This is a genomic window from Sinomicrobium weinanense (assembly GCF_018863395.1).
Classification (GTDB): Bacteria; Bacteroidota; Bacteroidia; order Flavobacteriales; family Flavobacteriaceae; genus Sinomicrobium; species Sinomicrobium weinanense.
Window position 1 is genome coordinate 510,458 of the sequence record NZ_JAHKRR010000004.1, and the last position, 22,283, is coordinate 532,740.

24 protein-coding genes are annotated in these 22,283 nt (G+C 45.6%); 21 read left to right on the forward strand and 3 right to left on the reverse strand.

From position 1 onward, the window contains the following. Positions 1-8: 8 nt before the first annotated feature. The 16 genes from secY (at position 9) to KN811_RS14530 (ending at position 13,055) form a co-directional block, all read left to right on the forward strand. Positions 9-1,352 (forward strand): preprotein translocase subunit SecY, encoded by a 1,344-nt coding sequence (gene secY, locus KN811_RS14455; protein ID WP_187964743.1) that lies wholly within the window; start codon positions 9-11, stop codon positions 1,350-1,352. An 81-nt stretch (positions 1,353-1,433) separates the two neighbouring features. Further along, complete coding sequence (gene infA, locus KN811_RS14460) at positions 1,434-1,649, forward strand: translation initiation factor IF-1 (RefSeq protein WP_011710675.1); 216 nt, start codon at positions 1,434-1,436, stop codon at positions 1,647-1,649. A 76-nt stretch (positions 1,650-1,725) separates the two neighbouring features. Further along, positions 1,726-1,842 carry a type B 50S ribosomal protein L36 gene (ykgO, locus tag KN811_RS14465; RefSeq protein WP_074978891.1) on the forward strand — a complete coding sequence of 39 codons (117 nt, stop codon included), beginning with the start codon at positions 1,726-1,728 and terminating at the stop codon, positions 1,840-1,842. Positions 1,843-1,844: 2 nt separating this feature from the next. Beyond that, positions 1,845-2,219, forward strand: coding sequence for a 30S ribosomal protein S13 (rpsM, locus tag KN811_RS14470; RefSeq protein ID WP_187964744.1), 375 nt, complete (start codon positions 1,845-1,847; stop codon positions 2,217-2,219). A 120-nt stretch (positions 2,220-2,339) separates the two neighbouring features. Beyond that, a complete protein-coding gene (rpsK, locus tag KN811_RS14475; protein WP_187964745.1) occupies positions 2,340-2,729 on the forward strand; it encodes a 30S ribosomal protein S11 in 390 nt (129 codons plus the stop codon). A gap of 171 nt (positions 2,730-2,900) precedes the next feature. Further along, complete coding sequence (gene rpsD, locus KN811_RS14480; RefSeq protein WP_187964746.1) at positions 2,901-3,506, forward strand: 30S ribosomal protein S4; 606 nt, start codon at positions 2,901-2,903, stop codon at positions 3,504-3,506. A 21-nt stretch (positions 3,507-3,527) separates the two neighbouring features. Further along, positions 3,528-4,520 (forward strand): DNA-directed RNA polymerase subunit alpha, encoded by a 993-nt coding sequence (locus KN811_RS14485; RefSeq protein ID WP_187964747.1) that lies wholly within the window; start codon positions 3,528-3,530, stop codon positions 4,518-4,520. Between the two features lie 71 nt (positions 4,521-4,591). Continuing rightward, on the forward strand, positions 4,592-5,179 hold the full coding sequence (gene rplQ, locus KN811_RS14490; protein ID WP_187964748.1) for a 50S ribosomal protein L17: 588 nt from the start codon (positions 4,592-4,594) through the stop codon (positions 5,177-5,179). A gap of 203 nt (positions 5,180-5,382) precedes the next feature. Next, the gene (carA, locus tag KN811_RS14495; protein ID WP_187964749.1) at positions 5,383-6,507 is read left to right on the forward strand and encodes a glutamine-hydrolyzing carbamoyl-phosphate synthase small subunit; all 1,125 of its coding nucleotides are present in this window, start codon (positions 5,383-5,385) and stop codon (positions 6,505-6,507) included. Positions 6,508-6,608: 101 nt separating this feature from the next. Continuing rightward, positions 6,609-7,898, forward strand: a complete 1,290-nt coding sequence (gene eno / locus KN811_RS14500; RefSeq protein ID WP_187964750.1) for a phosphopyruvate hydratase — start codon at positions 6,609-6,611, stop codon at positions 7,896-7,898. A gap of 354 nt (positions 7,899-8,252) precedes the next feature. Further along, the gene (locus KN811_RS14505) at positions 8,253-9,536 is read left to right on the forward strand and encodes a citrate synthase (protein ID WP_187964751.1); all 1,284 of its coding nucleotides are present in this window, start codon (positions 8,253-8,255) and stop codon (positions 9,534-9,536) included. A gap of 100 nt (positions 9,537-9,636) precedes the next feature. Continuing rightward, positions 9,637-10,551, forward strand: a complete 915-nt coding sequence (locus KN811_RS14510) for a dimethylarginine dimethylaminohydrolase family protein (protein ID WP_187964752.1) — start codon at positions 9,637-9,639, stop codon at positions 10,549-10,551. A 94-nt stretch (positions 10,552-10,645) separates the two neighbouring features. After that, a complete protein-coding gene (ctlX, locus tag KN811_RS14515; protein WP_187964753.1) occupies positions 10,646-11,584 on the forward strand; it encodes a citrulline utilization hydrolase CtlX in 939 nt (312 codons plus the stop codon). Between the two features lie 108 nt (positions 11,585-11,692). Then, a complete protein-coding gene (locus KN811_RS14520; protein ID WP_187964754.1) occupies positions 11,693-12,103 on the forward strand; it encodes an RrF2 family transcriptional regulator in 411 nt (136 codons plus the stop codon). 75 nt (positions 12,104-12,178) lie between these two features. Continuing rightward, positions 12,179-12,415 carry a DUF2061 domain-containing protein gene (locus tag KN811_RS14525; RefSeq protein WP_187964755.1) on the forward strand — a complete coding sequence of 79 codons (237 nt, stop codon included), beginning with the start codon at positions 12,179-12,181 and terminating at the stop codon, positions 12,413-12,415. A 4-nt stretch (positions 12,416-12,419) separates the two neighbouring features. After that, on the forward strand, positions 12,420-13,055 hold the full coding sequence (locus KN811_RS14530) for a phosphoadenosine phosphosulfate reductase domain-containing protein (protein ID WP_187964756.1): 636 nt from the start codon (positions 12,420-12,422) through the stop codon (positions 13,053-13,055). Positions 13,056-13,085: 30 nt separating this feature from the next. Here KN811_RS14530 and KN811_RS14535 read toward each other — a convergent pair whose 3' ends face one another. Next, positions 13,086-13,310: a hypothetical protein gene (locus KN811_RS14535; protein ID WP_187964757.1), complete on the reverse strand. Its 225-nt coding sequence runs from the start codon at positions 13,308-13,310 to the stop codon at positions 13,086-13,088. Between the two features lie 132 nt (positions 13,311-13,442). Between KN811_RS14535 and KN811_RS14540 the strand changes: the two genes are divergently transcribed. Beyond that, a complete protein-coding gene (locus tag KN811_RS14540; protein WP_187964758.1) occupies positions 13,443-14,561 on the forward strand; it encodes a family 20 glycosylhydrolase in 1,119 nt (372 codons plus the stop codon). Between the two features lie 50 nt (positions 14,562-14,611). Here KN811_RS14540 and KN811_RS14545 read toward each other — a convergent pair whose 3' ends face one another. Next, positions 14,612-15,037, reverse strand: coding sequence for a hypothetical protein (locus tag KN811_RS14545; protein ID WP_187964759.1), 426 nt, complete (start codon positions 15,035-15,037; stop codon positions 14,612-14,614). Positions 15,038-15,292: 255 nt separating this feature from the next. On the opposite strand from KN811_RS14545, the gene argS reads away from it, so the two are divergent. Beyond that, on the forward strand, positions 15,293-17,074 hold the full coding sequence (gene argS, locus KN811_RS14550) for an arginine--tRNA ligase (RefSeq protein ID WP_187964760.1): 1,782 nt from the start codon (positions 15,293-15,295) through the stop codon (positions 17,072-17,074). A gap of 115 nt (positions 17,075-17,189) precedes the next feature. Here argS and KN811_RS14555 read toward each other — a convergent pair whose 3' ends face one another. Further along, on the reverse strand, positions 17,190-18,086 hold the full coding sequence (locus KN811_RS14555) for a DUF6607 family protein (protein ID WP_187964761.1): 897 nt from the start codon (positions 18,084-18,086) through the stop codon (positions 17,190-17,192). Positions 18,087-18,236: 150 nt separating this feature from the next. On the opposite strand from KN811_RS14555, the gene KN811_RS14560 reads away from it, so the two are divergent. Genes KN811_RS14560 through KN811_RS14570 form a run of 3 tightly spaced genes read left to right on the forward strand, consistent with a single transcriptional unit; the run spans position 18,237 to position 22,110 of the window. Beyond that, on the forward strand, positions 18,237-18,686 hold the full coding sequence (locus KN811_RS14560) for a DoxX family membrane protein (protein ID WP_187964762.1): 450 nt from the start codon (positions 18,237-18,239) through the stop codon (positions 18,684-18,686). Positions 18,687-18,728: 42 nt separating this feature from the next. Then, the gene (locus KN811_RS14565) at positions 18,729-20,888 is read left to right on the forward strand and encodes a TonB-dependent receptor plug domain-containing protein (protein ID WP_187964763.1); all 2,160 of its coding nucleotides are present in this window, start codon (positions 18,729-18,731) and stop codon (positions 20,886-20,888) included. A gap of 7 nt (positions 20,889-20,895) precedes the next feature. Then, positions 20,896-22,110, forward strand: a complete 1,215-nt coding sequence (locus KN811_RS14570; RefSeq protein ID WP_187964764.1) for an HmuY family protein — start codon at positions 20,896-20,898, stop codon at positions 22,108-22,110. Positions 22,111-22,283 lie beyond the last annotated feature (173 nt).

The window sequence follows — 22,283 nt, forward strand, 5'->3', positions numbered from 1 at the left end:
AACCTACCATGAAGAAATTTTTTGAGACACTAAGCAACATTTGGAAGATAGAAGAGCTTAAAGGCAGGATACTGGTAACCCTCGGGTTGCTGTTGGTGTATCGTTTAGGTACACAGATCGTTCTTCCGGGTGTTGATTCAGTACAACTGGCGGAGTTGTCCAGCAAGACAGACACCGGTCTGTTGGGAATACTTAATGCTTTTACGGGAGGGGCTTTTGCCAACGCTTCCGTTTTTGCTTTGGGTATAATGCCATATATCTCGGCCTCTATTGTAGTGCAGTTAATGGGAATTGCTATTCCTTACCTGCAAAAACTACAAAAAGAGGGAGAGAGTGGCAGGAAGACCATTAACCAGATCACCCGCTGGCTGACCATTGCCATATGTGTAGTGCAGGCACCTGCATACCTCTATGGCCTGGGAGCGCTCGGTGTGCCCGATAGCGCTTTCCTGCTAGGTAAAGGGCTCGATTTTATCATTCCGTCGGTTATTATTCTCGTAACCGGTACCATATTTGCTATGTGGCTCGGTGAAAAAATTACGGATAAAGGTATCGGTAATGGAATTTCACTGTTGATCATGGTGGGAATTATAGCCCGGTTACCGCTGTCCTTTGTACAGGAATTTGTTTCCAGAGTGTCTGAAAACAACGGAGGGCTGATGCTTATCCTTATTGAACTGGTCATCTGGTTCGTGGTTATACTGGCCAGCATTATGCTGGTAATGGCCACAAGGCAGATACCGGTACAGTATGCGAGGAGAACAGCTTCGGGTGGATATGAAAAAAATGTATTCGGTTCAAGGCAGTATATACCCTTAAAACTGAATGCGTCCGGAGTAATGCCCATTATCTTTGCACAGGCTATCATGTTTGTGCCGGGAGCATTGGCAGGATTGTCCAATTCAGATGCCGCACAGTCTGTAAAAGCAGCTTTTATGGATATTTTCGGTTTTTGGTACAATCTGGTCTTTGCTTTGCTGATCATAGTTTTTACGTATTTTTACACCGCCATAACTGTGCCTACGAACAAAATGGCAGATGACCTGAAGAGAAGCGGAGGCTTTATTCCCGGAATAAAACCCGGAAAAGAAACCGGTGATTATCTCGACAAAATAATGTCACTGATCACGTTTCCAGGGTCGATATTCCTGGCGATAATCGCTATTTTACCGGCCTTTGTGGTAAAAATTATCGGAATGCAACAAGGCTGGGCCCTGTTTTACGGAGGGACATCTTTGCTGATCATGGTGGGAGTTGCGATAGACACCATACAGCAAGTAAACTCCTACCTGCTCAACAGGCATTATGACGGCCTGATGAAAACGGGCAAGAACAGAAAAGTAGTGGCATAAATGATATTTTGGATTTTCGATTTGCGGTGTCAGATTAAAAAATCAAATCGTAAATCGTAAATTGTAAATCGTAAATCAAAAATGGCTAAACAAGCAGCAATAGAACAAGACGGAACCATCATCGAAGCATTGTCTAACGCAATGTTTCGGGTAGAACTGGAAAATGGTCATGTAGTTACTGCTCATATATCCGGTAAAATGCGTATGCATTACATAAAATTGTTGCCTGGCGATAAGGTGAAGCTGGAAATGAGCCCGTATGACCTTACTAAAGCAAGAATCACTTATAGATACTAAATAGTTTCAGGTTGCGGGTTTAAAGTTCCATGCTGAATTTAAACCTTGAACCTTGAACCTTGAACTTTGAATTATCATGAAAGTAAGAGCATCATTAAAGAAGAGAAGTCCCGAGTGCAAGATTGTGCGTCGTAAGGGGAGATTGTACGTAATTAATAAAAAGAATCCTAGATTTAAACAAAGACAAGGGTAATTATGGCAAGAATCGCAGGAGTAGATATACCAAAATACAAAAGAGGGGTTATTGCATTGACCTATATTTTTGGTATTGGCAAAAGCAGGGCTAAAGAGATCTTGGCTCAGGCTAAAGTAAATGAAGATACCAAAGTGTCTGACTGGACCGATGAAGAAATTAACCGTATTCGCGAAGCCGTTGGTGTTTACACGATCGAAGGGGAATTGCGTTCCGAAGTACAGTTGAACATTAAACGTCTGATGGATATAGGATGTTACAGGGGTATCCGTCACAGGATCGGATTGCCGCTGAGAGGTCAAAGGACCAAGAACAATTCCAGGACAAGAAAAGGTAAACGAAAAACTGTTGCCAACAAGAAGAAAGCAACTAAATAGTGTAATTAGTATTTAGAATTTAGTATTAAGTACAAAGACACTTGATATTTTTGGATATAATCCCAACATGGCAGTCTGACCACTTAATACTTAATACTTAATACCTGATACTTATAAAAAATGGCAAAGTCAACAAAAACTTCTAAAAAACGCAAGGTCGTTGTAGAATCTGTAGGAGAAGCACACGTTACGGCATCATTTAACAACCTTATCATATCCCTGACCAACAAGAAAGGTGATGTGATAGCCTGGTCGTCTGCTGGAAAAATGGGCTTTAGAGGATCAAAGAAAAACACTCCCTATGCTGCCCAGATAGCCGCAGAAGATGCTTCTAAAATAGCTCAGGAAGCTGGCCTCAGAAAAGTGAAAGTCTATGTTAAAGGACCCGGTAACGGAAGGGAATCTGCCATCCGTACCATTCACAATGCAGGTATAGAAGTCACAGAAATCATAGACGTTACACCGTTGCCGCACAACGGATGTCGTCCGCCTAAAAGAAGAAGAGTCTGATTTATTTTAGATTTACGGTTTACGATTTTTGATTTGATATTTTAGACTTCGTAATTCGTAAATCGCAAATCTTAACTCGTAATTTGTAAACGTAATTCAAAAAACGGGGATAGTTAACGATTATCGAAGGATAAGCCTTAATTCATAATCATCCCCTTAAATATTTATAACATGGCAAGATACACAGGTCCAAAAACCAAGATCGCGAGGAAATTCGGAGAGCCGATCTTTGGAGACGACAAATCTTTTGAAAAGAAAAATTACCCTCCCGGGCAACACGGAAACAATCGTAGGAGAGGAAAAAAATCTGAATATGCTATCCAGTTGATGGAGAAGCAGAAAGCAAAATACACTTACGGTATCCTGGAAAAACAATTCCGGAACCTGTTCGAAAAAGCAAACCGAAGCAAGGGAGTTACTGGTGAGGTGCTGCTTCAGTTGTGCGAGTCACGCCTGGATAATGTAGTTTACAGAATGGGTGTTTCTCCTTCCAGGAGAGGTGCAAGGCAATTGGTGTCGCACCGTCATATTACCGTAAACGGGGAAATCGTAAACATCCCTTCATACACTTTAAAGCCCGGCGATGTCGTGGGAGTTCGTGAAAAGTCCAAATCCCTGGAAGTGATCGAGAATTCCCTGGCCAATAACTCCAGCGTATACGAATGGATCACCTGGAATACAGAGAAGAAAGAAGGAACATTCGTAGCCGTACCGGAAAGAATACAAATTCCGGAAAACATCAAGGAACAATTAATCGTCGAGTTATACTCTAAATAATAATCAGACAGCTGTCGTATTATGGCAATATTCAATTTTCAAAAGCCCGATAAAGTTATAATGATCGATTCTTCCGATTTCGAAGGGAAGTTTGAATTCCGCCCTTTGGAACCCGGATACGGATTGACCGTTGGTAACGCATTGCGAAGAGTCTTGCTGGCTTCGTTGGATGGTTTTGCTATTACATCGGTAAAAATAGAAGGCGTAGAGCACGAATTCTCTACCATATCTGGTGTAGTAGAAGACGTAACGGAGATCATCCTGAATTTAAAACAGATCTGTTTTAAAAGGCAGATAGACGATGTGGAGAACGAAACAGTTTCGATCTCCATTACCGGCAAAGAACAGCTCACGGCAGGAGATTTTCAGAAATTCATTTCCGGCTTTCAGGTACTGAACCCGGATCTGGTGATCTGTAACATGGAATCCAGTGTTAACATCAACCTGGAACTCACCATAGAAAAAGGCAGAGGGTATGTTCCTGCAGAAGAGAACAAAAAGCCCAACGTGCCCATAGGAACCATCTTTACGGACTCTATCTTTACACCTATCAAGAACGTAAAGTATAGCATAGAGAACTATCGTGTGGAACAGAAGACCGACTATGAAAAGCTGGTTTTTGAGATCATCACCGACGGATCTATTCACCCCAAAGATGCCCTGACTGAGGCTGCCAAGATACTGATCCATCACTTTATGCTGTTCTCCGATGAGAGAATAACCCTCGAGGCCGATGAGATCGCACAAACGGAAACCTATGACGAAGAGTCACTGCACATGAGGCAGTTGCTCAAGACCAAGCTGGTAGATATGGACCTGTCCGTACGTGCGCTGAACTGTCTGAAGGCAGCAGAGGTTGATACCCTGGGCGACCTGGTATCTTTCAATAAGAACGACCTGATGAAGTTCCGGAACTTCGGTAAAAAGTCCCTGACTGAGCTGGAAGAACTCGTAAGCGTGAAAGGGCTGAGTTTCGGTATGGATCTGTCAAAATATAAATTAGATAAAGATTAATCTTTTCCTTTTTCGAATGTATTCCCCGAAAGGGGAGTACATTACCGGAAAAGAACAATTAGGGAATTAAGATGAGACACGGAAAGAAAATAAACCACTTAGGTAGGAAATCGGCGCACAGAAAGGCAATGCTGGCCAATATGGCGTGCTCTTTGATAGAACACAAGCGTATCAACACCACTGTGGCCAAGGCAAAGGCACTCAAGCAATTTGTAGAACCGCTGGTTACCAAGTCCAAGGAAGACACTACCCACAACAGAAGAATAGTGTTTAGCAAGCTCAGAAATAAATATGCGGTAACTGAGCTTTTCAGGGAAGTGGCCGTTAAGGTGGCAGACCGCCCCGGCGGATACACCAGGATCATAAAACTGGGCAACCGTCTCGGTGACAATGCCGATATGGCATTGATAGAACTCGTTGATTACAACGAAACCTATGATGCAGGAAAACCCGCCAAGAAAAAGTCTACAAGACGTGGACGGGTTAAAAAATCCACTGCAAAGACAGATGAAGCAGCTTCAGCAGAAACTGCAGTAGAAGAAAAAGCTGCCGAGCCGGCAAAAGAGAAAAAAGCCGAAGCCCCGAAGAAGGAGCCCAAGGCCGAAAAGACCGATAAACCGGCAGAAGGAGAAGATAAAAAACCTTCATCTGAGGAATAACAAATGATAACAGAATCATTACATATCAAAAGGATAAACATTTTAGTTTATCCTTTTTTTTATGTTATTTTGTAAAACTTTTAAAAGTTCTTCGAAAAATTCCGTTCCGGCAGTAAACCCGGGCAATGATCAGGGAAGCCGGAGAAAACAAATTCCATACGGAAACAACTTCAGAAGGACTTTTTTTAAATACTTATCCGTACATGAAGTATCAATCAAGAAGAAAAGCGGTCATTATCCTTGCGGATGGGACCATTTTTTATGGAAAAGCAGTAGGAAAAGAAGGGACTGCCTTTGGGGAAGTTTGTTTTAATACCGGGATGACCGGTTATCAGGAAATTTTCACTGACCCATCGTATTTCGGGCAGATCATGGTCACTACCAATGCCCATATCGGAAACTACGGGGTCAACGAGGAAGAAGTAGAGTCCGATTCCGTAAAGATCGCCGGCCTGGTATGCAAAAACTTCAGCTATAATTACTCCAGGAAAGATGCCTCCGGATCCCTGGAAGAGTTCCTGGACAAGAACGGGCTTTTTGCCATTTCTGATGTAGATACCAGGGCACTCGTAAGCTATATCCGGGATAACGGGGCAATGAATGCCGTTATCTCTACCGAAGTGGACAAGATTGACGAATTAAAGGCCGAACTGACAAAGGTACCTGACATGAAAGGGCTGGAACTGGCTTCCAGGGTTTCTGTCACGGAACCTTACTTTGTCGGTAATCCCGATGCAACTTATAAAATTGCCGCACTGGACCTGGGGATCAAAAAGAACATTCTCCGCAACCTGGCGGCAAGAGATGCCTACATTAAGGTATTCCCGTACAACACGAGCTTCGAAGAACTGCGGGCATGGAAGCCGGACGGCTATTTCCTGTCCAACGGTCCCGGAGATCCCGAACCGCTGGAAGAGGTTATTGGCGTGGCCAGGCAAATAATAGACGAAAACCTGCCGCTTTTCGGTATATGCCTGGGGCACCAGATCATTGCCCTGTCGCAGGGAATATCCAGCTATAAAATGCACCACGGTCACAGGGGGATCAACCACCCGGTGAAAAACCTGCTTTCCGGAAAAGGAGAGGTCACTTCCCAAAACCACGGATTTGCCATTAACCGGGAAGAAGTAGAAACACATCCCGATGTGGAGATCACCCATATCCATCTCAATGACAATACTGTTGCAGGTATCCGGATAAAGAACAAGAGCTGCTTTTCGGTACAATATCATCCGGAAGCCAGCGCGGGCCCTCACGATGCCTCCTATCTCTTTGACCAGTTCATCGAAATGGTGGCCAGCAGGACCGCGGTAAACAATGCCGGTTAAACCGGCCAATCCTGTGGGGATGCAATGCATTGCATCCGTATTAATGTACAGGGTATCAAAAAAAAGGAAAAAGAAAAAACGGATTATAACAAAGTAGTATTATGAGTATCATTATTAATGTTCATGCAAGGCAAATTTTAGATTCGAGAGGTAACCCTACCGTAGAAGTAGATGTAGTTACCGAAAACGGGATACTGGGAAGGGCAGCAGTGCCATCCGGAGCATCTACGGGAGAACACGAGGCCGTGGAACTGAGAGACGGCGGTTCGTCCTATATGGGTAAAGGCGTGTCCAAAGCCGTAGACAACGTAAACAATGTACTGGCCGAAGAACTGGTGGGAACATCTGTTTTTGAACAGAACGCCATCGACAAAAAGATGATAGAGCTGGACGGTACACCGAACAAATCCAAGCTGGGAGCCAATGCCATACTCGGTGTTTCCCTCGCAGTAGCCAAAGCCGCAGCAAACGAGCTGGGAATGCCTTTGTACCGTTATGTAGGTGGTGTTAGTGCCAATACACTTCCGGTGCCCATGATGAACATTATCAACGGAGGATCGCACTCCGATGCTCCGATCGCTTTCCAGGAGTTTATGATCATGCCTGTAAAAGCAAATAACTTTACCCACGCCATGCAAATGGGTACTGAAATATTCCACAACCTCAAAAAAGTCCTGCACGACAGGGGGCTGAGCACCGCCGTTGGTGACGAAGGAGGATTTGCCCCTACGCTCGAGGGTACGGAAGATGCTCTGGATACTATTATCAAAGCCATTGAAAAGGCCGGGTATAAAGCCGGGGACGAGGTAATGATCGCCCTGGATTGTGCTTCTGCCGAATTTTATGTGGACGGAAAATACGATTACACCAAGTTCGAAGGCGACAAAGGCCAGGTAAGGACTTCCGAGGAACAGGCCGACTACCTCGCTGAACTGGCGGGCAAATACCCCATCATATCCATCGAAGACGGTATGGACGAGAACGACTGGGAAGGATGGAAATACCTTACCGAAAAGATCGGGGACAAAGTACAGTTGGTAGGGGATGACCTCTATGTGACCAATGTCGAAAGATTATCAAGAGGTATTGAGAACGGTATTGCCAATTCCATCCTTATCAAAGTCAACCAGATAGGAACCCTTACCGAGACCATTGCAGCCGTAAATATGGCGCATAATGCAGGTTATACCTCTGTAATGTCTCACCGTTCCGGAGAAACTGAAGACAACACCATCGCAGACCTCGCTGTGGCCCTGAATACCGGGCAGATCAAAACCGGGTCGGCCTCAAGGAGCGACCGTATGGCCAAATACAACCAGTTGCTGCGTATCGAGGAAGAACTCGGGGATGTGGCTTACTACCCGAAGGAAAAAGCGTTTAAAGTAAAATAACGCCGGCTCGGGTGCCACCCAAAATGGTGCCGTTAGGCCTAAGCGGAACTACGTTCGAATAGTTTCCCGCAGCACAACCATATACAAACTCCGGAAGCATTATGCTCCGGAGTTTTTTATAATCCGAACACATAATACGTACCCCCTTACTTCAGCCCCCCCCCCGAGACATACCGGGGCTTGTTACAAAATCACTGGCTTTTATGCTGTAAAACAGTCAAAAATAGTGCTAATTAACCTTATGTTAACACATAATTTTGTATTTTCGCAACTCTCGTTCATATCACTCGTTCCGGTCTCTCCCGGCTAATGGCGATATGGATATTATTGAATCAAAAAATCTGTATAATTATTATGTCAAAAACTGCTACCTTAGAGTATAACGGTGAGAAATATGAATTTCCCGTAACCGTCGGAACGGAAGATGAAATAGCGATAGATATAAAGACGCTCCGGGGAAAGAGTGGTATCATAACTCTCGATCCGGGTTATAAGAACACAGGGTCGTGTGAGAGCGCTATTACCTACCTCGACGGCGAACAGGGAATTCTGCGTTATCGCGGTTATACGATCGAAGAACTGGCCGAGAAAGCCGATTTCCTTGAGGTTGCATATCTTTTGATTTTTGGTGAGTTGCCAACAAAAAGTCAGCTGGAGAAATTCCACGACGATATAAGGGACCAGGCTGTGGTTGACGAGGAAATGAAAAAGATCCTCGACAGCTTCCCCAAATCTGCCCACCCTATGGGAGTACTGTCATCACTGACCAGTGCTCTTATTGCCTTTAACCCTTCTTCGGTCAATGTATCTTCTGATGAAGACATGTACCGGGCCATTGTAAAACTCATGGCCAAGTTCCCTGTACTCGTAGCGTGGACATTACGCAAAAAATCAGGGCTCCCGTTGGATTACGGTGACGATACCCTAGGATATGTAGAGAACATTGCCAAGATGATGTTCAAAAAGCCTAACAAGGAGTACAAGAAAAATGATATTGTGATCAACGCACTGGACAAGCTACTGATACTTCACGCAGACCACGAGCAAAACTGTTCTACCTCTACCGTAAGGATCGTAGGATCGTCGCATGCAGGTCTGTTCGCTTCTATTTCTGCCGGGATCTCTGCACTTTGGGGACCGCTTCACGGAGGCGCCAACCAGGCAGTGATAGAAATGCTCGAAGGCATCAAGGCCGACGGAGGAGATACCAAAAAATACATGGCCAAGGCCAAGGATAAGGACGATCCTTTCCGGCTTATGGGCTTCGGTCACAGGGTGTATAAAAACTTCGACCCGAGGGCAAGGATCATCAAGAAAGCCGCAGACGAAGTGCTGGGCGACTTGGGTGTTGTAGATCCTGTACTGGATATTGCCAAGGGGCTGGAAAAAGAAGCTCTCGAAGACCAGTATTTTGTAGACAGGAAACTCTATCCCAATGTAGATTTCTATTCCGGTATCATATACAGGGCTCTGGGTATCCCCACAGAAATGTTCACTGTGATGTTTGCCCTGGGAAGACTGCCCGGATGGATTGCCCAGTGGAGAGAAATGCGCCTGCGCAACGAGCCGATCGGAAGGCCGAGACAGGTGTATATCGGTGAAACTCAACGTCCGTTTGCAGATATCGAAAAGCGATAGGAAAATCAGAATAATAAATCGAAATTTTTTCGGAAAAACAGGTAGAGACGCACGGCCGTGCGTCTCTGCTTTTTTATATTTGTAACAAATCATCATCTTTATGTTGAAATTGAATGTAAAAAACGAGACCTCCAGGCTAAAAACACTGGTATTGGGTACGGCGAAGAACAACGGGCCCGTGCCTGCTCCCGAAGAAACCTATGATCCCAAATCGCTGGAACACATTCTGGCCGGGACCTATCCGAAGGAAGAAGATATGGTGAGAGAAATAGAAGGCCTTGCCGAAGTGTTCCGAAAATATGATGTAGAGATCTTCCGGCCGGAGATCATTCCGGATTACAACCAGATATTTGCCAGGGATATCGCTTTTGTCATAGACGATTTCTTTATAAAGTCGAATATACTCCCGGACAGGGAAAAGGAACTGAAGGCTATTCAATATGTCATGGACAAGATAGCGCCCGAAAAGGTCATTACGCCGCCGGAAGAAGTCCATGTAGAAGGCGGGGATGTAATGCTGTGGAACGACCATATCTTTGTGGGTACCTATAAAGGGGAGGACTACCCCGACCAGATCACGGCCAGGACCAATATGCACGGGGTGCAGTTTATCCGGGAGCTTTTCCCGGACAAAGAAGTCAGGGAATTCGACCTCGTAAAGTCCAAAACCGAGGCAAGGGACAATGCCCTGCACCTGGATTGCTGTTTTCAACCCGTGGGCAGGGACAAGGGCATTATATACGAAGGAGGATTCTACCGGAAAGAAGATTATGAATATCTTGTGAAGCTGTTCGGCAAAGAAAACCTTTTTCACATCACCAGGGACGAAATGTATTACATGTTTTCCAACGTGTTTTCAATAGATACCGATGTAGTGGTTTCCGAACGCAATTTTAAACGTTTGAACAACTGGCTCAGGGAGAACGGTTTTGTAGTGGAAGAAGTCGCCTATGCAGAGATTTCCAAACAGGAAGGACTGTTCCGCTGTTCAACCATGCCATTGATCAGGGAATAATTATGAAAGCCATAATGGGCATTTATTTATTGATATAGGCCATTGCCGATCGATATAAATAAAGAATATCCGACGGTTTGTAAATTTTACTCAGATGAAAGAACAGATAACCAATACCATACTGATGATCCGTCCGGTGAACTTCCGGATGAACGAGCAGACAGCGGTGAACAATTATTACCAGAAAGTGCTGGATGAGCTGTTGCCTGAAACCGTACAGGCCCGGGCACGCGAAGAATTCGATGCCTTTGTCGAAAAGCTGAAGGCAGCCGGGGTAAACGTGATCGTGGTGGAAGACACCAGGGAACCGGACACCCCCGATTCGATATTTCCCAATAACTGGATCTCCTTTCACGAAAATGCCACGGTAGCCCTCTATCCCATGTTTGCCGAAAACCGCAGGCTGGAACGGCGCGAAGAGGTACTGGAGGCCGTAGAACAACAAGGGTTCAAAATAGACAGTATTGTCGATTATACCTCGGCCGAGGACGATGGTGTATTTCTTGAAGGCACCGGTAGCATGATACTCGACCGGGTGAACCGGAAGGCCTATTGCGCACTTTCCCCCCGTGCCGATGAAGAGCTGTTTATTGAATTTTGCGAAAACTTCGAATATACACCGGTGGTCTTTACCGCATGGCAAACCGTTGAAGGAGCGCGAAAGGCGATCTACCATACCAATGTGATGATGTGTGTTGCGGAGGATTTTGCCGTGATCTGTCTGGATGCCATAGACGATAAGAAAGAACGTAAGAACGTTATAAAACATCTCAAAGAAGATGGCAAAGAGATCATTGCGATCAGTGAAGCCCAGGTCAACAGTTTTGCGGGAAACATGCTTCAGGTTGCTGGAAAACAGGACAAAAAATACCTGGTGATGAGCGATGCGGCACATAAAAGCCTGTCTCCGGAACAGAAGAAAGCCATCGAAAAATACTGTGATATCCTGTCTTCACCCCTCGATGTGATAGAGGCTTGCGGAGGCGGAAGCGCAAGGTGCATGATGGCCGAGGTATTCCTGGAAACCGTATAGAGAGAAAAATAATTGTTATATTAGGGCTAAATTGTATACGAGTGTACGGGTGTTCGAGTAAAAAAACCGTATACCCGCATACCCGAGAACACGGCAGTTTATAAGTATATGTTATCAAAAAAGACCAAATACGGGCTGAAAGCACTGGTGTATATGGCCAGGAAAGAGGACCGCAAACCCGTATTGATATCGGAAATAGCGGAAAGCGAAAATATTTCCAAGAAATTTCTGGAAATAATACTATTACAATTGAAGAACTCCGGTTTTCTCGGATCAAAAAAAGGCAAGGGCGGTGGCTATTATATGCTCAAAGAGCCCGGTGAGATCACCATTGCTGCCCTGATAAGAATACTCGAAGGCCCCATAGCACCGCTTCCCTGCGTAAGCCTGCATTTTTATGAAAAATGCAGCGATTGCAAGACCGAGGAAGACTGCTCCCTGAACAAAGTAATGATAGAAGTAAGGGACAGTATGCTCAATGTCCTTGAAAAAAGGACCCTTGCAGACCTTTCCGGGTAAGACAAAAAAAAAAATCACTCAAAAGTCTAGTAAATCGATAGATTAATAGTATATTTGCTCTCTATTACGATTACTATGATACTCGATTTATTAAAAACACAGAAGTTAAAGCCTGCATCAGACAGTCATAGAGTGTCTGTTTTAAAGGCTGTTTCATGGAGAGTTGTAGGTACGATAGACACTATGGTCATCTCCTATATCCTCACCGGGGATATAAAAGTGGCCCTGGGGATCGGAAGTATTGAAATAGTATCGAAAATGATACTTTACTATCTGCACGAAAGAGCCTGGCTGAAAATCACAAAAAAATAGGATTATGGATTTGAAAAAGATAAATGATTTTTTGAGGGACAAGTCCCCCGGCGAGATCGTGGAATGGGCACTGGAGACTGCCAACCGCCCGGTGGTAACCACGAATTTCAGACCTTACGAAGCTGCTATCCTGCATGCCACTACCGGAGTAAAAAGTGATATCCCCGTGATCTGGTGCGATACCGGGTACAACACCCCGCAAACATACAGACATGCCGAAAGGCTCATAGAAAGCCTCGGCCTTAATATTGACTTGTATGTTCCCAGGCAAACCAGCGCCCATCGCGATGTGGTTATGGGCATTCCCGATATAGATTCGCCCTTGCACAAAGAGTTTACCGAGCAGGTAAAGCTGGAACCCTTTCGAAGGGCCATGAGTGCGCATCAACCGGATGTGTGGTTTACCAACCTGCGAAAAGGGCAGACGGCGTTCCGGGATTCCCTGGATATTGTAACCCTGGGCAGTGATGGAGTTTTAAAAGTATCGCCATTCTTTTATTGGACCGATGAAGAGCTGGACGAGTATCTCGAAGAACACCGGCTCGAAAACGAATTTAAATATTTCGACCCTACCAAAGTACTGGAAAACAGGGAGTGCGGCCTGCACATACCTGCACAAAAACAAACAGTCTCTTCCTGATCTGTTGAAAATCCCATAATAATTTAATCTTTATATATACCCGGGCACCGGTTTGGCGGTCCCGGGTTTTTTATGTCCGGAAATCGAATAGAAAGTCCTGGACAATGTGTCCCTGGCTATGTCCGGGGCCTTAACCATGCTGTTTGCCTGTAAAAGTACATGATTGTGATATTTGCTGAAGAAGGTCTCAAATGACCTTTCGCTATTTTCATGCTGCAGATCGTATAGGATATCCTTCGGCGATTTTTTCATCATATAAAGTTGGCATAATGACAAATATAATTATTTTCAGTGCTTTATGATCGCGCTTATATTTCTGATAAACCGGGAAAAATGTACTATTTTTGGTTGTACGATTATAGATCCTGCAACCAAAACATTAAAAAAATGAAAAAAATACTTTTTTTATTTTGTTGCGCTCTTTCTGTCATATCCGTATTTCCGCAACAAAACCTGGACAGTTTGTTACCTGTACGAGGACTTGCCATCGCGGCCCCGAAGCCTGATGGGGTAGAGCGGTTTGTTCGTTTTATCGATGAGGAACTCGCCCCCCGGAACGTAAATACCCTGATCCTGAGAGTGGACTATAACTATCAATATACCTCCCATCCCGAACTGGCGGAAAGCAATGCGCTTTCCAAAGCAGATGTACAAAGTATAGTGAAGGTGTGCAAACGGCACAACATCCGTATCGTTCCGCAGATCAATCTTCTGGGGCACCAGTCCTGGGCCGGAACATTGGGCAAGCTCCTGGAGGTCTATCCCGAATTTGACGAAACCCCTCAGGTGGAGATGCCCGAAAACTACGAATGGCCGAATGAGGACGGGCTGTATTGCAAAAGCTACTGCCCCCTGCACCCGGAAGTACACAAGGTGGTCTTTGCGTTGGTGGATGAAATAACGAAAGCCTTTGAAGCGGATGCCTTTCATGCCGGAATGGATGAGGTCTTTTACATAGGCAACGAAAAATGCCCCAGGTGCGGGGGCAGGGACAAGGCCGAACTCTATGCAGGCGAAGTGACCCGGATACGGAACCACCTGGCGCAAACAGGCAAAAGGTTATGGATATGGGGCGACCGCCTTATCGATGGTAAATCAACGGGAATGGGCATGTGGGAAGCCAGTATGAACAACACCCACCGGGCCATAGACCTTATTCCCCGGGATGTGATGATATGCGACTGGCACTACGAACGCGCCGACCCTACCGCGGTGTATTTTGCCATGAAAGGCTTTGATGTGGCCACCTGCCCCTGGCGTAAGAAGGAGGTCGCAAAGAAACAACTGTCGCAAATGACAGGCTACCGGGCCAATGCTACGCCAGAAATGAAAAAGAGGTTCCGGGGAATGATACATACCATCTGGACAGATGCCGATAGTTTCCTGGACCTGTATTACGGTAAAACAAAAAATAAAGATAAACAGGGAGACCAGGCAGATTGTTTTAAAGTGTTGTTTGATGAGATAAATTCCCTCGGCGAAGCCCGTGCTGAGCCCTTTGACTAAACCCAGGATAAACTAAAGTCAAAGTACCCGGGAACCGAAATCGTAATTCTTTAGAGGTCGTCTATAAAAGTCGGATAGCTGTCGGATTTTGACTTGAGGATCTTTTTTATAAAATCGCGGCCTGCTTCGTTCCTGACATCTACCTTAAGATAATAGTCGTCTTTGTAAATCGTGTAAATATTGGTATTTACTTTGAGTATGGATAGTTTGTGGTAAGGGATCACCAGGGCATACCTGTCCAGTATGGCCGTAAATTTAAGGATAATCCCCCTGGGGCGCAGCTCTATGGTACAGGTGCTGTCTGCCTGGTTCAGGATCAACAGGTTGTGGAGTTGTACGGAAGAAGCCACAATGTCCATTTTCGGGGAATGTATGCCCCCGATCTTCACCCGCTCGGCTATGATAAAAGGCTTACCCACCGCTGTTTCGATCTTTTTCTTATTTGGGATATCGTTACAGGAAGCGTAGAGAAGCATGGAATTTTTGTTATAAAGATACTCTTTTTTTAGATATGAGAAATGAGATTTTAGATGTGAGATATAAGCGGGGATTTAATTTGTTGCGGTATAATGTTACCATACAGGCAATGCTCGGTATTTGCCAGATCCATGGTTTATTCCGTATCTAAAATCCCCTATCTGAAATCTCACCTCTAAAATCTAAAATCTCCCCCCTAAAAACCCTAAAGTCTTTTTATCTTTGCAGGCCTGTACAGGACAAAAAATATGCAGATGGATATACAAGACCTTATCATCACTAAAGTAAAAGAAGGCGTAAAGCACCTATTCGATGCCGAACTTGAAGCCGTGGAACTCCAGCCCACCCGCAAGGATTTTGAGGGCGATGTTACCGTAGTGGTATTTCCCATGCTTCGCGTGCTCAAAGGAAATCCTCAGGTTATTGGAGAGCAGATAGGCGCTTTTCTTGAAGAAAATGTAGAAGAAGTAACCCGTTTCAACGTGGTCAAGGGGTTTCTGAACCTGGTGATAGGCGATCGTTATTACCTGGAATTTTTCAAGGCGATAAAAGACCAGGAAAATTACGGGTATGTAACTCCCGATCCGGATGGAAAAGCGGTCCTGGTGGAGTATTCCTCCCCCAATACCAATAAACCGCTGCACCTGGGGCACATACGTAATAACCTGCTTGGGTATTCGGTGTCGGAAATACTGAAAGCCTCCGGGAAAAAGGTATACAAGACCCAGATCATCAATGACCGGGGAATCCATATCTGCAAGTCCATGCTCGCCTGGAAAAAATTTGGAAATGGCGAGACCCCGGAGTCTGTCGGATTGAAAGGGGACAAGCTGGTAGGGAATTACTACGTTGCTTTTGACAAGGCCTATAAAAAAGAGATAGAAGAATTGGTTGCCGGCGGAATGCCGAAGAAAGAGGCAGAGAAAAAAGCCCCCCTGCTGCTCGAAGCCCAGGAAATGTTGCGAAAGTGGGAAGCCGGGGACGAAGAGGTCGTAAACCTGTGGAAGACTATGAACCAATGGGTATATGACGGCTTCGATATCACCTATAAAAACCTGGGAGTCGACTTTGATTCCTATTATTATGAGAGCAATACCTATCTCCTGGGAAAAGACGTCGTAGAAGACGGCCTGGCCCGGGGCGTATTTTTCAAAAAGGGGGACGGAAGTGTCTGGATAGACCTTACCGATGAAGGCCTGGACGAAAAGATCGTTTTGCGGGCCGACGGTACTGCGGTTTATATGACACAGGACATCGGAACGGCCATACAGCGTGTCAAGGACCATCCCGATATAGGCGGTATGGTGTATACCGTTGGAAATGAACAGGATTATCACTTCAAGGTGCTCTTTCTTATACTGCAAAAGCTCGGTTACGATTGGGCCAAAAGCCTGTATCACCTCAGCTATGGCATGGTAGACCTCCCCAGCGGAAAGATGAAGAGCCGGGAAGGCACCGTAGTGGATGCCGACGATCTCATTGTGGAAATGACGGAAACAGCCGAGGAAATTTCCAAAGAACTCGGTAAGCTGGACGGTTATTCCGGGAAAGAAAAACAGAGACTGTACAGGATCATAGGCCTTGGGGCACTGAAATACTATATCCTCAAAGTAGATCCGCGGAAACGGATATTGTTCAACCCGGCAGAATCGGTAGACTTTGCCGGAAATACAGGGCCTTTTATACAATATACCTACGCCCGTATCCGGTCTATCCTGCGAAAAGCCGAAGGGCTCGACCTTACAAAAAATATTGAAGGGCTCCCCCTGCACGATAAGGAAAAGGAACTGCTAAAACAACTCGAGGCATTCCCTGAAGTTGTTCGCAATGCAGCAGAAAATTACAGCCCTGCCGTTATTGCCAATTATGCCTACGACCTGGTGAAGGCATTTAACTCTTTCTACCAGAACGTATCTATCCTGGGTGCGGAAGATGAAGAACGAAAAAAATTCCGGGTACAGCTCTCGCAGAAAGTGGGAGAGGTCATAGCCTCCAGCCTGCGCCTTCTGGGCATTGATGTGCCGGAAAGGATGTAGAGGGAGTTTGGGAGTTTATCAGAAATAGAGATTACATTTCAAACTCCAAGCCTTCAAAACTAAAAAAAACCGCCCCACACAAGGTAGGACGGTCATAGTTAACCATAGATGAAAACTAATTGGCAATAAAGGGCACTATTGCATTTTTAATATCGTCGGCCGAAGCGCTGTTGTCCAGGTCGAACAATACTTCGTACAGTTTTTTATCATTTGCTTTGGATTGTAGTTTCAGGTCGGCGTGCCTTTGGAAGAGATGGTCCCATTCCGTCCGGACCCTGGCCCAGTAGGCTTGGTTTTCCTTCCACCATTTCTTTGCGGGATCACACTTGGAATCATCCACTTTTCTGTAATAATTAAGCCCTTTTTCCTGGGCGAGTACCTTGTCGGCTTCAGCGCTGCGTATCACCTTGTCGTTGTCCTGTTCGTGCAGCCAGCCATAGTCGGTGATCTCATGGCGGTTGGTGCGCCGGGTTACGTTGTAGTCACTTCTCTTGGTGTGTTCCCTTCTCGGGAGGGGGGCGTCTGTGGTGTTCTGCCAGTAGTGCCTGCCGTCTACATGTACCCAGGTGGCCGAGCCTTCATAGCGCGGGCTGTCGTCTACCTGGTAGACTTTCTGGGTCCATTGGCCTTTTACATCCTTAGGGTCCAGTTTTTTATAACGCCATTCGTTGTCCTTGTAGTAGGTGTAAAGCCCGGTGTTCTCGTAAAGCCAGTCCTGCCGCCAATGCTTGATGATCATGGTGTCGTTTACAATAAGCAGGTGCTGAAGGACGATCTTATTGTCGCTATCCTCAATCGGGGTTACCCATTCCAGGGCACCTGAAGCATAACGGTCGTGAAATTTATAATCCTTGTCCGGGGCAAAGGTCTCGGCAAAATTAAAGCTCACCTCGTAACAGCCGCACATGTCCTTTATGGCCTTTGTATCCTTTTCTTTTGCGGTCTGGGCATACCCGGCCACACTTATGCCAAATGCCAACAGTGCCTTAAACAAAACGGAGTTCTTCATCATATGATATGGTTTAATTAAAAGTTAGATATCAGAGTCCCCCAAACCGAGGCGGGGAGCCGTGGACAAATTTAATAATTTTATTTAGATTGAATAAAAATAAATTATATATTTGCCTCAAATTTATTAATAATTATTCTAAATAAAAATAACATGCCATTAAAGATCATCCACATTGTGTTAAGGTTAATACTGGGAGGCATGCTGGTATACGGGGGATTTGCCAAGTTCTCAAAACCTGTTCCCGAACCTACCCAAATAATAGAACAGGTACAAAAAGGGGAAGACCTGACCTCAAATATCGATCTCCTGAAAATGAGGAATTATATTTTCGGGATGAAGCAAACCGGATATTTCTGGCCGTTCCTGGGTATTGTAGAATTTCTTGCCGGAATATTGCTGCTCAGCCAGGTGTTTGGTGCTCTGGGAGCGATCGTAGCCTTGCCCGTGACATTGAATATCTTTTTGTTTCACTTTTTCCTGAAGCCCGGCGATATGCCCGGCCTGTTGCAGACCCTTGGGCTGCTGGCGATAAACATATGGCTTATTGCCGCAGCTTATTCCCGTTGGAAGCCCTTACTCATCGATAAAAAAATATGGTAAATAGCAGGTCCGGAACAAAACTTTATGAACTAACTAACTGCAATGAACGCATATCTGCAAAGACATAAAATTCTACTCTTTTTCCCCGGTATACTGGCATTCTATCAGGCTTATTCCCAAGCTGAGGTGGATACGGCCTCCGCGAAAGTCAATGAGCTCCACGAGGTTATAGTAACAGACCAGTACAAAAGGGGAAGCGTATCCGGAAAATTGTTTACGGTTAGCGAAATAACCCGGAAAGATATAGACCAACTGGCCGGAAACAACCTGGCGGATATACTCCATTACCAGCTGAATATCGATATTGTTCCCGATGCACGGTCGGGCAGGTCTACCGTACGTATGTTCGGGCTGGACGGGGAGTATGTAAAGATACTGGTAGACAACATCCCCCTGGTCAGCGATAACGGTTATGGTAATAATATAGACATCACCCAGATCAATCTCGATGAGGTGGAGCGGATAGAAGTGGTAGAAGGGGCAATGGGCGTCCTCTACGGGGACAATGCCGTTGCCGGGGTGATCAATATAGTGACGAAAAAGGGGATAGAAGGAAAATGGGAAGTGACAGCGGCCCTTCAGGAAGAGACCGTCGGAGGAGAATATGACTGGTCTGACAAGGGACGGCATGTTCAATCCCTGAGAATAGGTCATAATATCGCTGACGGACTATATGTTTCCGCAGGTTTTAACCGGAATGATTTCCAGGGATTTTTTAACGATTTCCGGGGAAAGGACTATTTTAAGACACAGGGCAATTCCGTGAGCAATGACGGGCTCCGGGGCTATGAGTGGAACCCCAAGGAACAGCTCAACCTCACAGGAGGGCTGTACTACACGGCCCCTCGCTTTAATGTCTATTACAAATTCGGGTACTACGACGAAACCCTGGACATATATAACCATGCAGTCAATGCCAGGGTAGAAGATAATACATACAAGATCACGGCAAATGATACCCAATACCGTACCTCCCGTTTTTTACACCAGTTCTATGCAGACGGCAAGTGGAACTCCATGAACTACACTCTGGCCTTGTCTTTTCAGAAGCAGGAGCGTGACAATGAGGATTATGTCTATAACGTAGGAGAACAGAGAAAACAGGAAGTGACACAGGATATTACCGATCAGTCCAGCGATCTGCTGTTCTCGAGGGGAATGCTGAGCCGGATCTTCCCGGGATCGGAATTTTTTGACCTTACCGTAGGTTACGAACTCGTGAATCAGAAAGGGTATGATGTTTCGGCCAGCGGCCATTCCACAAACATTGTGGAGAACCGGCTGGAAAACTACGATGTTTTTGCCGCTGCCGACCTGAATATTACAGACAGGTTTGCCCTCTATCCCGGATTGCGGCTCAATAATAATTCCAGCTACAATACCCACTGGATATGGGGACTGACTGCCGGATATAAGTTGTCCGATGATATAGATGTAAAAGGAGTGTTCGGTTCGGCCTATAAGACCCCGACCTTTCCTCAGTTGTTCTACTATTTTGTGGACGCCAACCACGACGTGCAGGGCAACCCCGACCTGAAACCGGAAGACGGGCTTTCTGCCCTGGTCTCGATAGAGAAGCGTTCCGACCTGGAAAAAGTGAGGCTTAGACATGCCCTTAAGGGATTTCACTTTAATATCAAGGATAAAATAAGCCTTATCCTGGTGGGCGATGATGCTCCCGGGGGAAGTTTCCGTTATATGAACATAGACAGGCACCGGGTACTCGGAGCTTCCTTCGAGAATACACTGTATTATAAAAACCTCCGGGCCGGACTGGGGCTCAGTTATATCGGCATTGCACAGGAACTCGGAGCGGAGGATGATAGCAAGAACGATTACCTCTTCAACTTTACGGCAAACGCTTCTGTGAGCTATACGATACCTTCCATCCAGACCATATTTACCACGCAATTCAAATACAACGGCAAGCAACCCCAGTATGTGGAGCAAACGAATGATACCGGGGAAACGATATTCGTAAAAGGCGAACAGGATGCCTTTACCTGGTGGGATGCCAGTATCAGAAAATCTTTTTTAAACAAAACACTGGAACTCACCGCAGGGGCCAGGAACCTGCTCGATGTGGTAAGTGTGAACACAACTGCCGTTGCAGGAACTGCCCATGGTGCCCCTCCCGGTACTGTACTATTGGGGTATGGGAGGTCTTTTTACCTGAAACTTTTGTATAATTTTAAACTCTGACCTTAGTATGAAACGTTTTTTTCTTTTACAAACCTTTTTTGCGGGCCTGTTGATCACCGGGTGCAGCAATGATGATGACGGCCCGGGAACAGCACCCGAAGTCCCCGTAGTGGAATCGGCCACGATAGATGCGGAATCGGGAGGGGACAACGAACCCAACCAGGTGTACATAGACCTGAGTACGTCCAATACTACCCTAGTGCGAAGGGATGCCTGGGAACTCGGTTTTTATTCCGGATCACAGAACAGGGTGGTGCTGAACACTTCCATTCTGGTGACGGCCGCAGAACTTTCGGGATTTACGGACATTGATGCGGTAAACAGCAATACTGCTTTTGAAACACCTGTGCAGTTAAAGTCACTGGACTTACAAACGCAGCAAACTGTTGACGTCACGGTAAATAATGTAGAAGAGCTCAAGGCAGGGCTCCCGTTGGGATATAGTATGTACGGTAATCCGGAAAGCGGGATATCTTTTACGGACACCAAAGAAGGATCACTGGAAGGTACTGCTATTGCCGAAGTTTCCACAACCGATGCCGATAACAAGGTCTATATCGTTTCCGCCGGAAGTGCGATCCCGACAGCAGCAGCAGATCCCGGTTCTATAAACACCACAGGCGATCACAGGGGATTTTACAAAATAAGAGTGTTGACCGACGGGAATGAATATACCTTGCAATATGCCGAACTGGATGCCGAAGACCATCAGGAGGTACAGATCAGTAAGGATGATGCTTATAATCTGAAAGCCTTTAGCCTGGTAAACGGTGCCGAGGTAAATGTGGAGCCGGTGAAAGAAGAATGGGACATTAATTTTACCAGTGTATATTCTTATTACGGGAGTTATTTCGGAACAGTTGCCGGTGTCACTTTTTCCGACTACGCTTTGCACAATACCCTTGGAAATGTAGGGCTCTATACTATTTTTACCCATAAAACCGAAGAAGGGGAAACCGTAGAAACCGGGGAACCTTCTTTTGAAGAATTTACCAAAGCCGATATCGCAGAAACCGAATTTATATATGACGACAGGGCTGTTATAGGAAAAGATTGGAGAGAAACCGCCGGATTCGGGGGATCGACGAACCGTGTAAAAGACGACAGGTATTATATCGTAAAGGATGCTGCCGGAAACTATTTCAAGTTACAGTTCACAGCCTTTATGAGTGCGGGCGGTGAAAGGGGATATCCCCAGTTTAAATACGAATTATTAGAGTAACCTTTGTTATAATCAACTACCTCGGGGCAAGCCCAGGAGGTATTCAAACGAGCAGACCTTAGCTCATTTCGATGTAGAGCATCGGAGAATAAGACCCATTTAATGGGATTCAATTATTTTGAAGTTAGTTAGTTTTTAAGTTTTTTATTTTTTAGTTGCAGAAATCCCGGAGA